Genomic DNA, 15,401 nt, shown 5'->3' with positions numbered 1-15,401 from the left:
TTAGCATCTTGGTGGCAAAGCTGCCACTGATGACACCGAATCTCACGCCAATAACAGGCGCGAGAAAAAACGTTAACTGGGCTGGGGATTCTTAGGGGCGAAATCTGACAGTTGGGCTAGTTTGCCGTCACGGGTGCAACTTTAGAGAGGCCAACTATTCGTTCATTTTTCAATAAAAAGAGTTCCGACCCCGGTAATTGCTTCATCAGTAGCGACAACACTTTATGCATATCTTCGGGATGGCAATAACAGTCGAGATTTGAATAATATCCGAAATAAAACCTGTCTGTATCACACGATATATATGGCCTCTTGTGGGTCACTTTTATCATATGGGGGTGTCCACGCTTGATAGCACTTATTGAGGTGGTTTCTACATTTTTAAAACCAGTAAAGAAAAATGCCCCCAGAGCCATTCCGCCTGCACCAATCAGCGCTGCTGGGCCTAAAAAGGCCACCCCGACAATACAAACCACCACCCCAAACCAAGCCAGCCCACGCACTACCGCGTAAGCTGCATCCGGAATCGCGTCATGATAGGTGGTAACTAAACCCTCGGAGGTGAGCCGATAATGGTACTGTTTGTCTGCAAACCAGAGGTAACGAGCAGATAAGCACATAATTAAAGCCATGATGATTAACCCTATACCCAAGCTAGTATCGCCAGATAGCAAATAGCACCCTATAAGTGCTACGCAACCACACGGGATCAGGAAGGTTAACCAAAATAGACCATACACAGTCGCTACCTTAATATCCCACTCATAAAGCGTGGGCGCCTCGCGCACCCGCTGCTGACGCAGCTTGTAGAGCCGGTCTTGCTCCTCTTGGGGTAATTGCAGGTACTCACTTCGCGGCAGGTCTTCATACCGACTGTCGTCCAACAGTTGTGTCTCTTGCTCTGTCGACGCCAACTGCGGCGCAGCTCTCTTATTCATATAGCTATTCCTTTGCTGTACCCACGGACTGCACGGTCATCGTTAACCTACCCACACAGCTCGTACTTAATGTTTTCTCACCCTTGACGACCTTGCCGCTAAAAAGTCTGTTAGCATCTTGGTGGCAAAGCTGTCACTGATGGACACCGAGTCTCGCGCCAATAACAGGCGCGAGAAAAAACGTTAACTGGGCTGGGTATTGTCAGGGGTAAAATCTGCCAGTTGGGCAGGTTCGCCTGACTCAAATAACGCAAATGGTACGCCATCTAACACGCGCTCATTTTTAAATACACGGATTTCTGAATCAGGTAACTGCGTCATCAGCAATGACAAGATAGTGTGCATCTTATCCAATGGGCAATGAAGACGAATACTTGCTCGTAAGCCCATTGTTCGTACATCCGATTGGCAGGCAATAAATGGACGATTCCGCGTTACCTTAATCAAATGACGATGCCCATTTTTTATAGGGCTCTCATAAGTTGTCTCTATATTTTTAAAACCAGTAAAGAAAAATGCCCCCAGAGCCATTCCACCTACACCAACCAGCGCTGCTGGGCCTAAAAAGGCCACCCCGACAATACAAACCACTACCCCAAACCAAGCCAGCCCCCGCACTACCGCGTAGGCGGCATCCGGAATAACGTCATGATAGGTAGTAACTAAACCCTCGGTGGTGAGTCGATAATGGTACTGTTTGTCGGCCAACCAGAGGTAGCGGATAAATGGCGCAAAAATCAATGCCATGAAAAAAAAACCATACCATTGGTCAGACTCATACCAGTGTGCCACCAAGCCAATCAGCACCATTATACCGCAGGGAATAATGACAACGAGCCACCCCATGCTATACACGGTCGCTACCTTAATATCCCACTCATAGAGGGTCGGTGCCTCGCGTACCCGCTGCTGACGTAGCTTATTGAGCCGGTCTTGCTCCTCTTGGGGTAATTGCAGGTACTCACTGCGCGGCAGGTCTTCATACCGGCTGTCGTCCAACGGTTGTGTCTCTTGCTCTGTCGACGCCGACTGCGGCGACGCTGCTTTATTGTTCATCCTGTTACCTCTCGGTAGACTCTACTTGTAGCGTGGCCATCGCCAGGCAGTAAATCCAGTCATCCATTTTAAATCAGCAACATAATATGCTCTCGGCCTACCCTCAAGCGAATATTTACTGAAACAGTTTTAAGGAAAGTAATAAAAGTAGCTAGATGGCCAGTGAGGGAAGTGGAGACTGATTTTAAAGAGTATGTTCAAAACTCATCTGAGTTCTGCAAGGGCACGGCATACAAACCTCCATGTTTAATACCAATCCAAAACAAGAGTCGCCGTTAACAACTAGGTTATTGAGCTTGGTTGTATCTCGTTTCTGTTGATGAATAATTGACAGATATAATCATATAGTTAGAATGCCAAGCTGTTGAAACAGAACAGGTTGGCGTCAAATGAAACCTGATCTGGTTCCACATCACTAACGCTCTCAGTTGATCAAGTGAGTAGATCATACCGAAGCAATGCAGTTTTTCACATATAAACAATGGAGTGGTTATGCGTTGGTTGACTTGGTTGGTCGTGTGCTGTTCTCTCACGGGATGTGCAACGATAACGTCGAGGATGGGAGAAAATTCAACTTGGGGTCACTCTTTCTCAAGTGTGCAAACGGCTGTTGATAATGGCGAGGAGTGTATGATGATCTCCGCGTTAGCGGCCCCACCCTTACTGCTCTTTACCATCCCGCTGACACTCGTTGATATGAGCAGTGCGTTGATCATCGATACTGTTATGCTACCTGCAGATTTAGCGATCACGCCCAGCGATCCCAAGCTCCACACCCCGCGACCCATGGTCTGCCGCTATGACTATAAGATTTAAGCATGATCGCACCCAATAAATAACCTCAAGTTGCCCGTGTGGCGGTGAATTAACGCCGGCATACGGGAACGACCATGTCGCGGTTTGCCTCCCAGAGTGTTGTGCCTTGTTAGTTGTAATTACGTGGTACAACTTAGCCTAGCAAGCCATTTTAAATCATTTAAGTTAGCGATTTGCTTTAATCACATCAAGTAACAACTTGATATCAGCCATATTGTTATAAATATGCGGAGAAATCCGGATCCCCATACTGCGGGCGTCGACACTAATATTCGCGTTCGCCAATGCCGTCATCATTTGATGCTGCTGTTTACCAAACTGCAGAATAAGCGTGCCGCTGCGCTTTTCAGTATCCCGCGGCGACACAAACTCATGGTCGAGCTCTTGCGCCACAGCATCAATCAATTGCTGATTGTATTTACGCAGCAACGGAGTACCTAAACCAGCAAGATAATGAATGCTATGGGTGGCAATGGCATAAGGCGCGATTGATGGTGTCCCTCCCCAAAAGCGCAGTGCGGAATGCAGGTAACGAAAATCATGGATATCAAATTCGAACGGATTCTCGTGGCTAAACCAACCCACATCTTTAGGCTGACAACTCTCCAATATGGCGGGATTAACCCAAAGATAGGCAGCACCAGGGCCGCCGCAGAGCCATTTCACACTCGAACCGATTAAAAAGTCGGGTTGTAGGAGCGCGAGATCCAGCGGAATAATCCCCGCCGATTGCGCTACATCCACTAAGCTCAAACAACCTCGCTCACGGGCTATAGTGAAAATATTGGCTAATGGCGCCTGCTGCCCCGTATTCGAGTAAGCATGGCTGACAAACACCAGATCCACATCGCGGCTGATATGCGTATCCCACACATTAGGGTCGGTGATATCGAGCCCTTTAGGAATAAAGCGTACTTCGCAACTGGCAGGCAGCGCTTTTTTAAGGGCAAAACCCATGCTGGGAAAATCAATCTCACTCATTAACACAACGGCGTGTTCGCGGTTCAATCTGTCGAGGGACATGACAATTTTAGTCAGCGCACTGGAAAGATTGACCTGAGGGCAAAAATCCTTTTGGTGGCCGTTAAATAGTTTAGATAAAGCAAAGGTAAAATCATCAATCACACCCAGCCACTGGCCCCAAGGTTCACGCCCCGACTCCTGCCAAGGCGCAAAAAAGGCTTCTTTAAAGACCTGCTCGGTCGATTTTAATGGCCGGCCAACGGAATGGTTTAATAGATATCCTGGACCTGCTAGGTAAAAGTCCTTTTTAAAATCTTCAAACATAGTGTTATCTCAAACTCTCTTTTAGTTTTTTAATATCACAATAACGAGTCCGAATATCGCTGCGCTGAGCGGCGGCGCGTCTGTCTCTGAGTCGCTCCAATGAGCCGAGTAGCACATGCAGTGGCGGACCACTGGCGGTGACTTTGGCTAAATGCTGCTGCTCCATACTTGTCGAAGGCTCAGCAATATATTTAGTCACTAACTCATTATGGTGCTGAATCGCAGTCTCGCCATGTAATTCGCAGACTTCAATAAAGAGTCGCAAGTTTTCTTGATACCAATCTTGGGTTGAGCAGTCTTTTGCCTGCAGGAAGTCATCCATCAAATTCGGCCGACGCATGCACTCGCGCAATATCTGTTGATCCTCCGGCATCATGTATAAAAACTTGTCCACCAGCATTTGCGAGTAGGAAGCTTCATTGGCGAAACAAAGACCTAGCGTTAAATCGATGACATTAATCCCCGCAAAATCCCCTGCATTGGCACCGCGATAGATGACTGAGCCCACCCGATAAGGCTTGTAGTAAGGGCGAACACAGTAAAAGAAACGGTCAGTATCTAATCGATTAAATAATTGGGTATTTGACTCAATCACATCTTGCAATGCCTGTTTAGCGACTCGCAGTAAATCGTGACTGATGGGATGGGAAATGCCCAAAGGCTGGATCTTCAATAGCGCATCGGCGGCGCGTTTATAGGCCAAAATGCCTTTAGTGTTGTAATCCACAAACAGCTTTTCGGCGCTCAGATCGGTAAAGCGCTTATAAATGCCATTGTGGGCACGATTGTGAGTAGTTAAATGTGCGGTGGCAAAGCGCGGCGTGACGCCTATTGAAGCGCCAATATGCATGGCGAGCGCAGAAGCCTCAGCTAATGGCGATGTCGTTTCCCGCGAGGGCTCGGTAATTTCATGGCGCCGACAGGCCGCCATATACAAGCCCACATTGCCGAGTAAATCGAAGGCACTGTCGAAACCTTCATCAGTATTCCCCTCATCGAGCAAGGTCTTAATCAACTCTCGCCCTTCGCTCTCCAGCGCCAACTTAGCTTCTGCGCCGATATCGAGCACATTGGCCCGATCTGTTTGTTGGTAGTAAAGCTGTTCTAGCTCGGAATTGAGTTCCACAAAGCGGCTGCGGATCCAATCATCAAAGGCTTCGGTATTAAAGGTGGCAGGTTTCACGGGCTTATCCTTGAGTATTGTTATCGTTCTTTTAAACGGAGTGAGCTCAAAGCGTTAGCCCAATCCGTAAAACTCGTAACCAGAATGCAACTTATCGCCACGTGTTTCTAGCGTTAGGTCAAATTTCCGAAAAAACTAATGCCATTTTTTATTTACACCATGCGCCAGCGCAATTTTTCAAACACTTTTACTCCGCAGAATGTTCCTGAAGACACTCATCACTCAACTAATAGCTAAGCGGTAAGTTCCGCAGAGGTAAATCGGATGATTTTAATGGAATTTATAGTAGTGCTTAGCTGCCTACTGCTAGGTACCCGCTACGGCGGCATGGGATTAGGCCTCATCAGCGGTATTGGCTTATTTTTACTGATTTTTGTTTTCGGTTTAGCGCCGGGACAACCGCCAGTGCAAGTTATGCTAACCATACTTGCAGTCATTGGCTGTGCAGCCGTATTGCAAACCGCGGGTGGATTAGATGTGATGATGCAGTATGCCGAGCGCTTACTGCGCCGTCATCCACAATACATCACGATTCTAGCGCCGCTGACCACGTGGACCCTGACCTTCCTTTGCGGTACTGGCCATGTGGTTTACACCATGTTCCCGATTATTTCCGATATCGCGCTGAAGAAAAATATTCGCCCAGAGCGCCCAATGGCGGTGGCCTCTGTCGCCTCACAAATGGCGATTTGTGCTTCGCCCGTGTCAGTAGCGGTGGTGTCTATGGTGTCGATTCTGGCATCGCAACAGGGTGTAGGCCGCGCTTACAATCTGCTCGAAATTTTAATGGTGTCAGTGCCAGCATCGCTTTGCGGTGTCATGGCTGCTGCACTTTGGAGTCTGCGTCGTGGTAAAGATTTAGATAAAGATGAAGAATTTCAAGAACGCATTAAAGATCCAGTCCAAAGAGCCTTTATCTATGACAAGAGCGAAACCCTGTTAAATCAAAAATATCCGAAGGAAGCTTACTGGGCAACGGGGATTTTCTTCACCGCTATCGCTGCTGTGGTACTGTTAGGTTCATTTAGTGAATTACGTCCCGCCTTTGACGTTAAAGGTAAGTCGACCTTACTCTCGATGAACTTAGTGATCCAGATGATGATGTTAATTGCAGGTGCATTTATCCTGATGACCTGTAAGGTCAAACCGACTAACATCTCTAACGGTCCCGTTTTTAAAGCGGGCATGGTGGCAATTTTCTCAGTATTTGGTGTGGCGTGGATGAGCGATACTTTCTTCATCAGCCATATGGATGTACTGCAGGAAAACCTGTCCCATGTAGTACAAAGCCAGCCTTGGACCTATGCCTTAGTGCTGTTTCTCATCTCTAAGCTTGTTAATAGCCAAGCGGCAGCACTCACAGCAATCGCACCTATGGGACTCGCCTTAGGGGTCGATCCAAAACTCTTAATCGCCTTCCTCCCTGCAAGCTACGGTTATTTCGTGCTACCAACCTATCCAAGTGATCTGGCCTGTATCGGCTTTGACCGTTCAGGTACGACTAAAATAGGTAAGTTCATTATTAACCACAGCTTTATCATTCCAGGCTTTATCGGTGTAGCGACAGCATCGGCTGTCGGTTATCTACTCGCAACCGCTTTACTCTAACCTCCACAAATAACAAAGGCCGCAGATGCGGCCTTTGTTTTAGATAACCTTAGATCACCCAAAAGTATTAACCTGTGCCAATATAAAACCCATACCCTAGACGCCCATATTCTTCAGAACATAAAATACGCAGCCCGAAAGTGAGATAAGTATCTTACTCAACAACTCTTTTTAGCTTGCCGTACTAAAGATGATTAGACGCTTATCCATTCTATTAGCTTTTTTCGCGATACTGATGGGGCTCATATACTGTGCCTACAGTCTGATAACTCGGATTAACTTTAATTCCCATCATCAAGTAGGAGAAGTCATCGACACTCTAAACGGGGTTAATATCTATTATAACGGAGGAGTTAATACCCATTCAGGACGTAACCTATCTATAGATGGTTATAACTTAGGTATTCAATATCAATGTGTTGAATTTGTTAAGCGCTACTTTTACCAACGCTACCAGCATAAAATGCCTGACGCTTTAGGCCATGCTAGAGACTTTTTTGATAACAAGTTAAGCGATGGCATGTGGAATGAAAAACGCGCTATGCGGCAATACACTAATGCGAGTCAGACCAAACCTATGCAGGATGATCTACTCGTGTTTTCTCCATGGATATTTAACCCCTATGGTCACGTTGCGATCATTGCCTCAGTTACCGATAGCAGTATTGAAATTGCCCAGCAAAATCCCGGCCCCTTTGGCCCATCACGCGAACGGTTGGCATTAATTCAACAAAACGGCCTCTGGTATATTGATGCGCCTCGAGTAAAAGGTTGGTTAAGATGGCAGGCTCCGGAAATCACGGCATCCCCGATTGCAGAATCCGCAAATACGCCATTCACCAGTAAAGTTCACTGAGAAATAACAATAATGTCAGTATTAACTTGGATTAAACAACGCTTTGCGCGCAACAGTAATAGCCTCAAGCAATCTAGGCCACAAACTGAGTTACACACTGTTTTTCATCAAGCCCAGATGCCCAATATCAGCTTGCCAATCATACAAACCTATCCACTCGTTGTACCTATGGACAGAGCAGATATTTTTGCTTATCAATTGCATTGCTTGCTGACTTACCAAGGGAAAGAGGCCTTAAACACTTTACTTAGCCAGGCAGGCTTTAACACATTGCCCGAGCAAACGGTCAACTTTAACGGTTTTATCGAACATCCAACCCAAGCGACCTGCGTATTACTGAACCAATATGACGATTTTGCGGGTGTGTGCATAACCTTAGTGACCAATGACAAACCCTTGCTAGAAGCATTAATCAGATTCAAATCCACCCCGCCCAATCCATGGGAAAGCTTTCCTAATATCGATCCCGATACCCTCGGCAGTCTTCAAGGTAATATCGACTTTTGGTGCAGCTATTTTTGGCGCCCCTATTGGCTATCGCTTTCAGAAGCCGAGCGCTTGCAATATCCTGAAAGTTGGCGGGAATTTAGCGATTTTCATTAAAACTTAAGGTACGCAAACACTTAATGCAGGATAAAAAATGAAATTGAAATATGTTGGATTAGCACTGACGTTACTGCTACTTGGTGGTTATCTGATCCCTGAGTCACCCGCGATCCCAGTAAAGGGTGCCAGCAGTAAAGATTGGAACAGCCAAACCTTTTGGTATGAACCTTGGGGTCCATCGGGCGTTCACAAGGGGATAGATATTTTCGCCGCCAAAAACACCGCAGTGATTGCGCCAACGCCTATGCTGATCTTGTATCGAGGTGACTTCTTCAAAGGAGGAAATGTGGTGGTTGGTTTAGGTCCGAAATGGCAAATTCACTACTTTGCCCATTTAGCACAAATTGAATCAGCCACAGGATTGATTGCCTACCAAGGTGACACTTTGGGCACTGTCGGCGATACGGGCAATGCACAAGGTAAACCGCCCCATCTGCACTATTCCATTTTGAGCTTATTGCCTAAACCTTGGCTGATGGATACTTCAACCCAAGGTTATAAAAAGGCCTTTTATCAAAACCCTATCGAGTATTTAACTGCACTATAGGCTTAACAACTTACTTTAATCAGCTTATTGGCCAAGCTGAGGTTCTGCGGTTTTTGATGGGGTCTCATGCTCAACTGCCGCAGCTAATGCTTCTCTCTCTGCCTTCGCAATATATTTAGGTTTATTGCTAGATTGCAGTTTGGCATTGGCCTTTTTTGCCTTGCTCTCTAAGGTTTGATTAATCTTCTTTTTACGGTTCATCAGAGTACCAATGCGAGATACGGTATAAAGGGGCGCGATTATAGCCTTCCATCAACGCGCCAGACAATCGAAAGCTCTAAGGCAAACACGTAGCCCAATCAAATAATCAAACCTGCGACTAAAACATAGGTCTCCTAAATCAAAGACAAATGCCAAAAAAGGTAATGCCTTACCGACATGAAATCGCATTATATGTATGGCCTTTACGGTAAAACCTCTCGATACCGAGTGCTGTGTCGCAATTTATTCATACTGTCGTCAAATCATGTAATTTCCTGTATGACGTGACTAGACAAGCTGTAATTCCTCCCCTAAAATCGCGAATAATAAAAATCGTTATCATTTGCAATACAATTTAATGGAATATTAACCTATGCCAAGGGAGCCGGTGTAATAAACTCATTCGCCCTTAGCAGGAAGTTATATGACATTCAAAACCTCGTTTGTTGCTTTAGCCGTATTGGCAGCGTTAACCCAATCCGCTGCGGCCCAAGATACCACCGACAACAGTCCAAACAACAAAAATAAAGACATAGAAAAAATCACTGTCACTGCAAGTCGAATGGATAAATCTCCCAGCTCGATCCCCAATACTGTCACTATCATCGACCGCGCCCAATTAGAAGAACAGTTCCGCACCACTAAAGATTTATCGACTATTATCGGTAACTTAGCGCCTAGCTTTTCACCGAGCCGCCAGAAGATGAGTAACACAGGTGAAACCCTGCGTGGTCGTCCGCCATTAATTATGATCGACGGAGTGCCTCAATCGAACCCACTTCGCAGTGGTGGTAGAGAGGGACAAACTATAGATCCTGCCATGATTGAGCGCATCGAAATCATTCACGGCGCCAATGCCATGCACGGTCTCGGTGCTCAAGGCGGCATCATCAACTACATCACTAAAAAGCCAACAGGCGACAGCGAACAGGTTGCTAGTTTCGATGTCACAGTGCCTGATTCAATGAAATCCAATGGCTTAAGCTTTGGTGCTAGCTATGCGTTTTCTGGCGAGTCAGAATTTATCGACATGATAGGTTCGGTTAGCTACCGCAATAATGGCGTCTATTACGATGCCAATCATAACGTAGTGGGTGTCGACACGACTCAAGGCGAGTCGATGGATAGTCAAAGTAAAGACTTCTTCATCAAGCTTGGCCATAACTTCGATGAGTCTCGCCTTGAATTAATGGTTAACCATTACAATGCAGACAACAATGGCGATTGGATGCCCGTTGCAGGTGACAAGCCCAATGGTGTCCCCACAGGTGCAGTTAAAGAAACCCAGCCATGGGAAGCCGCCAACAACCAAGTGACCACCACAAGTTTGACTTACACCCACGCCAATATTGGTGGCCAGCAACTTAGCCTACAACTCTTTAATCAAGATTTTAAAGCAGTTTATGGCGGCGGCTGTTTCGATAGCTTCTACGATCCATCCTTCGAAGGTAGCGACCAAGTGATCCAGTGCGGTGTCGGCAGTAAAGGCGAAAGCTTGTACTACGAGCAATCGCGTAACTCTTCGGTTAAATGGGGTTTAAAAAGCGCCTTGATCGCTAAGGATATTGCCGGCTCAGGAATTGATGCAGCCTACGGTGTCGACCTTTTCCGCGACACCACTGAGCAAGACTTAGTAAAAACTGGCTTTTCATGGGTTCCCGAAAGTACCTATGACAACGTTGCGCCATACTTGCAGTTAGATTATGACTTAATTGAAAATTTAACCTTATCGACCGGTGTTCGTTACGAACATGCCGAGTTAAGTGTCGATGACTACAAAACCCTGTGGGGTGCAGGCAATAAGCAAATTGCGGGCGGTTCAGCCACCTTCGATGAAACCTTATTTAACGTCGGTATCTCTTATAAAATCACTCCTGACATTCGCGTTTATACCAGCTATAACCAAGGTTTTGGCATGCCGGATATCGGCCGAATTCTGCGTGATGGTAAAAGCTTCCCCGGCGACAATCCCAGCATAGATGGCTCACTGGCACTCACGCCGATAGTCACAGATAACGTTGAAGTCGGCGCCGATTACCAAGGTAAATACTTAAGCGCTAAGCTAGCTTACTATCGTTCCGCCACTGATTTTGGTTCACGTTTGGCCTTAAATAGTGATGGTTTCTACGACGTGAAGCGCGAAAAGAGTGTGATCGATGGTATTGAAGCCAATGTCACCGCCTACATTACCAGCAATGATGATCTCGGCATGAATATCGCCTTCCAGCAGGGCGAATACGATTCAAATGGTGATAGCCAAGTCGATACCGATCTCGATGGTGCAAATATTTCGCCAAACCGTATCAACCTGTTCTGGACCCATAGCTTCGATAATGAAATGTCGACCCGCGTTCAAGCCAATTACTACATGGACCGCGATTTTAAAAACGCGGCGGGCAACAAGTATGCAGAGTTTGATGGCTACACGACAGTCGATGCTTCCTTCTCAATGCCGCTTTACACTGGCACCCTGAGCCTAGGTTTGCAAAATCTATTTAATAAGGATTATTTCAATTATTACTCACAAACCATGGGTACAAATGATCGTTATTTCAAAGGGATGGGGCGTACTGCAACAATAGGCTACACCTTACCTTTCTAAGTGAAAGGCCCATTTTGAAACATAAAAAAGCGCAATTAAATTGCGCTTTTTTATTGTGTGGAAGAAAGCAAATTATGCCTTGGTCACGACCCAGAGTGCGTGTAATAAACCAGGGAACCAGAACAGTAAACATAACACTATGTTTATTAGCAGATCTTTACCCGCTCCCGCCTTCAAAAATACAGCAACTGGGGGCAATAAAATCGCAATAATGACTAAAAGTAGTTTATTTGTATCCATAACAGAACATCCTCAAAACGGAGATTGTAGGCAAATCAACAAGATCTAACTTCGCAGGAAGGCTCAGAATTTGCAAACCTTTTAGTTTGCAAGGCGTAAATAATCACTGTTGTAGCCTAAATGAAGGCCCTTAACATTTCCTAAAATGAAAAAGGATATTCAACCCATTATCTGTCCAGAGTAGACTAAGATATCCAGCAAACTCCAACCGAAAATCCCTAAAAGCATCTATAGTTAAAGAAAAATATGAAGTAAAAGAATGATATTTGATCCCCAAGCCTTATTACTCATCAAGTTTATTTGCCTGCTTACTAGCACGGCTGCCGTCGCATGGGGACTCATTGCACAACCTTTAAAAATTGCCACTCAAGCCAGTATGCGCTTTTCTCTGGCGAACTTATTCGTCCTCCTTGGCATCATACTCAACAGCCAACGCACCGAAGCCTCCAGTTACTTTTTTTGGTTCTGCTCGGATATGGCGATTTTATTTGGCTTCATTCTAGCGCGTTGGGGAACGAAGGCGCTTTTCAGACTCAAGCCCAGCGTAAAATCGGATCTTATTCTTTTAGCACTCACCGCTGGTGTGATGCTCTTGGTTCCACCTAATTTCAGCTCCGAACGCATTTTGGCCATCGTATTCTCAGCCTGCGCCGCGCTCATTTTCGCCATGTTAACTCGAGATAACTATCTTGCCATCAAACGCGATACGGGAAATCGAGTTGCCATCGCTATGGTCATGCCCTTAGTCGCCATGGTGGGTATTTTTATCATTCGTATCTTTATCGCCTTACTCTCTCCCGAAGAAAGTTCGATGTTTATCGCCATGCACACGCAAGAAGCCATACCTGTGCTTTGGTTCTATGTATTTCTGGCCCTATTGATCAATATCGTGATGATAGGTAATGCCATGACTCGGCTTGTCAGTAAAATCCGCATGTTAGCGGAGCGGGACCAACTCACAGGCCTGTGGAATCGCCGTGCTATGCATAAGTTTTTAAACAATATCCATCAACGCTGGCTGCGGGATAAAGTACCTTACAGTATGATTTTATTGGATCTTGATCATTTTAAAGACATAAACGATCAATACGGGCACGATGCGGGCGATCTCGCCCTGCTGACGGCGGCGAGACTATTTGGATCGGTATTGCGAGAAAATGACGCCCTATGTCGTCACGGTGGAGAGGAGTTTCTAGTGATTTTACCCGCAACTGATGCTCCCGCGGCCAGAGTCGTCGCCGAGAAATTGCATCAAGTACTTAAGGATAATTCATTTATATGGCAAGGTGTTACGATAAAAATCCATGCCAGTTTAGGTTACGCCACGATTTATCAAGGATGCCAACCTGACAAACTACTCATTCAAGCAGACCAAGCTATGTACCGCGCAAAATCTGAGGGCAGAGACCGTATTTGCCAAGCTTGCTAGGCTTTCGCAACATAACGCTGCAAAGATTAATCTCCTTTCGCAGGCCAAGCCAAAGTATCGGGCTCACGCCATGAAACTAGCGCCTCAGTGACACCTTCAGCGCCAAAATGCTCACCTTGAGTCGGCAAATCCCGATAAGCGTAATCATGCCAACCTGTCACGTCATCACCATAGCGAAAATGCAGACAATAGGCATGCAGATAACACCGATCCGCAGCCTCACCTCCGTATAAATCATCCCCTAAAATAGGTACACCTAAGCTCGCCAAGGCGACTCTTAATTGATGGGTTTTACCTGAGTGGGGTTTAAGCAAATATAAACGCAATCCCTCGCCAACACTCAAGGAGAAAAACTGCGTAATCGCTGGATTCTCTTTAGTCCGCAGTAACTTAAACATGCTACGACGCGACTTTGCCATGTCACCAATCACCCAGCCTTGCTTCTTCTTCGGCTTACCTTTCGCGAGGGCGAGGTAATATTTCTGCACTTTATGGGCGGTAAACAGCTCAGTAAATTGCTTGGCGGCGACCGCGCTCTTAGCCAAAATCAACAGACCGGAGGTGGGCGTATCGAGTCGATGAACGGTAAAAAGCTTAATCCCTAAATCTTGCTCAGCCTGCGCCACCACGCCCGCTGTTCCGTCCTGACTGTGGAAATGCACTTTGGCTGATTTAGAAATAACAATAAAATCAGCCTCATCGGCTATGATTCGATACATGGAGTACTCGGTGTTGTAATGCGGATCATCGACTTAAAACTGAATAGTGACGACTAAGCCAGGATGATTATCCGTGAGATTAATTTTGGCATTGTGCCGTGAGAGAATCGCTTTGACCATAGATAATCCTAAACCAGTGCCCTGTAAATGCCGGCTAGGGTCGAGGCGCACTAAGCGTTCGAACACTCTTTCTTTACTCTCGTCTGGAATACCGGGCCCATTATCGCGGATCTGAATTTGTGGGCCTGACTGAATAATCTCAATCCGCGCACCTTGGCCAGAATACTTCATCGCATTATCGACAAGATTATATAAGGCTTGGAATAATAAGTATTTATCACCAAAAACCTTATGATCTGTCAGTAGCGATAAACTCAAGGTTTGCTCGTTAGATTCAGCCACAGCATCGGCCATATCCAATAAGTCGGTACACAGTTGCGCTAGGCTTAACTCCTGCAAATCGAGTGTCTGCTGACCTTCTTCGATACGCGTGAGCGATAACATGGCATCAAACGTCGCTAAACAATGATCGAGCTCCTCGGTCAAAATGGCGCAACCTTCGCTAATCTCATTGCTCGGCTTACTCGCCAACTCTTCAATACCAATACGGATATGTGACAGTGGAGTACGTAAATCATGGGCAATATTATCGGTCGCACCACGCACTGCCATCAGGTTATTTTCAAGAATATCCAGCACATTATTAAACTGCAGTGCCAACATATCGAACTCATCCTGACGCCAACTCAAGGGTAAGCGGGTGTCATAGTGACCGCGTTCAATCTGTTCACTCAAACGGTTGTATTGTACAAGCCGACGCAAAATAGCCTTAGAAAACAAATAACCCAGCGCTAAAGTCAACACTACGGTAAGCATGACAGCCGTCGCGGCGGCACTGATAAACTTATCAATTAACGTCGCTAAGTTATCGGTACGGGTCGCAATCAATACTGGGCCGTAGCGGGTCATCACCAGACCGCCGGTAAGAATATGCAGCTTATCTGGACCACCAGTTAAAATAGGAAAATCCCGCGTTTGCGGCAGCATGGGCATGCCTTCGGGCATAAAGCTCAAGGCACCGACCATATCGTAGCTATTACGCCAAGCGATCAGGGCCGTTTGTGGATCGGCGGCGCGGATTTGAGCGGCAAAACTACGGCGATCAACCGTTAGGGCAAGTTGCTGATAACGTTGGGTCTCTGACTCTAAATATTGAGTCACTTGATACTGCTGCTCAATAATCAACTGTCGATAAAGGGCAAATAGCAACGCCCCGATGATCACTATCACTAAGGTCGAAAAAACGATTGTGA

Annotated in this window: 15 protein-coding genes; 7 read left to right on the top strand and 8 right to left on the bottom strand. The window is 46.2% G+C overall.

What is annotated here, in order from left to right; genetic code table 11:
- Positions 1-116: 116 nt before the first annotated feature.
- Both HQQ92_RS01955 and HQQ92_RS01950 read right to left on the bottom strand, forming a co-directional pair.
- On the bottom strand, positions 117-938 hold the full coding sequence (locus HQQ92_RS01955) for a hypothetical protein (protein WP_254306292.1): 822 nt from the start codon (positions 936-938) through the stop codon (positions 117-119).
- Between the two features lie 183 nt (positions 939-1,121).
- Entirely contained in the window at positions 1,122-1,994 is an 873-nt protein-coding gene (locus HQQ92_RS01950; RefSeq protein ID WP_173242713.1) for a hypothetical protein, read from the bottom strand.
- Between the two features lie 492 nt (positions 1,995-2,486).
- Between HQQ92_RS01950 and HQQ92_RS23660 the strand changes: the two genes are divergently transcribed.
- Positions 2,487-2,810, top strand: coding sequence for a YceK/YidQ family lipoprotein (locus HQQ92_RS23660; protein WP_173242710.1), 324 nt, complete (start codon positions 2,487-2,489; stop codon positions 2,808-2,810).
- Between the two features lie 165 nt (positions 2,811-2,975).
- On the opposite strand, the gene HQQ92_RS01940 is transcribed toward HQQ92_RS23660, so the two are convergent.
- Both HQQ92_RS01940 and HQQ92_RS01935 read right to left on the bottom strand, forming a co-directional pair.
- The gene (locus HQQ92_RS01940) at positions 2,976-4,097 is read right to left on the bottom strand and encodes an aminotransferase class V-fold PLP-dependent enzyme (protein WP_173242708.1); all 1,122 of its coding nucleotides are present in this window, start codon (positions 4,095-4,097) and stop codon (positions 2,976-2,978) included.
- 4 nt (positions 4,098-4,101) lie between these two features.
- Positions 4,102-5,280: a monodechloroaminopyrrolnitrin synthase PrnB family protein gene (locus tag HQQ92_RS01935; RefSeq protein ID WP_105251111.1), complete on the bottom strand. Its 1,179-nt coding sequence runs from the start codon at positions 5,278-5,280 to the stop codon at positions 4,102-4,104.
- Positions 5,281-5,544: 264 nt separating this feature from the next.
- On the opposite strand from HQQ92_RS01935, the gene HQQ92_RS01930 reads away from it, so the two are divergent.
- The 4 genes from HQQ92_RS01930 (at position 5,545) to HQQ92_RS01915 (ending at position 8,897) form a co-directional block, all read left to right on the top strand.
- Entirely contained in the window at positions 5,545-6,888 is a 1,344-nt protein-coding gene (locus HQQ92_RS01930; RefSeq protein WP_105251110.1) for an anaerobic C4-dicarboxylate transporter, read from the top strand.
- Positions 6,889-7,123: 235 nt separating this feature from the next.
- Complete coding sequence (locus HQQ92_RS01925) at positions 7,124-7,744, top strand: CHAP domain-containing protein (protein WP_375539954.1); 621 nt, start codon at positions 7,124-7,126, stop codon at positions 7,742-7,744.
- 12 nt (positions 7,745-7,756) lie between these two features.
- Positions 7,757-8,347 carry a hypothetical protein gene (locus tag HQQ92_RS01920; RefSeq protein ID WP_173242704.1) on the top strand — a complete coding sequence of 197 codons (591 nt, stop codon included), beginning with the start codon at positions 7,757-7,759 and terminating at the stop codon, positions 8,345-8,347.
- Positions 8,348-8,384: 37 nt separating this feature from the next.
- Entirely contained in the window at positions 8,385-8,897 is a 513-nt protein-coding gene (locus HQQ92_RS01915) for a M23 family metallopeptidase (protein WP_168826445.1), read from the top strand.
- A gap of 24 nt (positions 8,898-8,921) precedes the next feature.
- On the opposite strand, the gene HQQ92_RS01910 is transcribed toward HQQ92_RS01915, so the two are convergent.
- Entirely contained in the window at positions 8,922-9,098 is a 177-nt protein-coding gene (locus HQQ92_RS01910) for a DUF2986 domain-containing protein (RefSeq protein WP_173242702.1), read from the bottom strand.
- 424 nt (positions 9,099-9,522) lie between these two features.
- Between HQQ92_RS01910 and HQQ92_RS01905 the strand changes: the two genes are divergently transcribed.
- The gene (locus tag HQQ92_RS01905; protein WP_173242700.1) at positions 9,523-11,700 is read left to right on the top strand and encodes a TonB-dependent receptor; all 2,178 of its coding nucleotides are present in this window, start codon (positions 9,523-9,525) and stop codon (positions 11,698-11,700) included.
- Between the two features lie 72 nt (positions 11,701-11,772).
- Here the strand turns inward: HQQ92_RS01905 and HQQ92_RS01900 are convergent, their stop codons facing one another.
- Positions 11,773-11,940, bottom strand: a complete 168-nt coding sequence (locus tag HQQ92_RS01900; RefSeq protein WP_006079767.1) for a YqaE/Pmp3 family membrane protein — start codon at positions 11,938-11,940, stop codon at positions 11,773-11,775.
- Positions 11,941-12,199: 259 nt separating this feature from the next.
- On the opposite strand from HQQ92_RS01900, the gene HQQ92_RS01895 reads away from it, so the two are divergent.
- Positions 12,200-13,369, top strand: coding sequence for a GGDEF domain-containing protein (locus HQQ92_RS01895; protein WP_173242698.1), 1,170 nt, complete (start codon positions 12,200-12,202; stop codon positions 13,367-13,369).
- Between the two features lie 26 nt (positions 13,370-13,395).
- On the opposite strand, the gene HQQ92_RS01890 is transcribed toward HQQ92_RS01895, so the two are convergent.
- Both HQQ92_RS01890 and HQQ92_RS01885 read right to left on the bottom strand, forming a co-directional pair.
- Positions 13,396-14,088 (bottom strand): TIGR01621 family pseudouridine synthase, encoded by a 693-nt coding sequence (locus HQQ92_RS01890; protein WP_173242696.1) that lies wholly within the window; start codon positions 14,086-14,088, stop codon positions 13,396-13,398.
- Positions 14,089-14,121: 33 nt separating this feature from the next.
- The gene (locus tag HQQ92_RS01885; protein ID WP_105251097.1) at positions 14,122-15,378 is read right to left on the bottom strand and encodes a HAMP domain-containing sensor histidine kinase; all 1,257 of its coding nucleotides are present in this window, start codon (positions 15,376-15,378) and stop codon (positions 14,122-14,124) included.
- Positions 15,379-15,401 lie beyond the last annotated feature (23 nt).

The organism is Shewanella sp. DC2-4 (assembly GCF_013248875.1).
In the GTDB taxonomy this organism is placed as follows: Bacteria; Pseudomonadota; Gammaproteobacteria; order Enterobacterales; family Shewanellaceae; genus Shewanella; species Shewanella oncorhynchi.
This window is presented reverse-complemented; position numbering and strand designations above follow the sequence as displayed.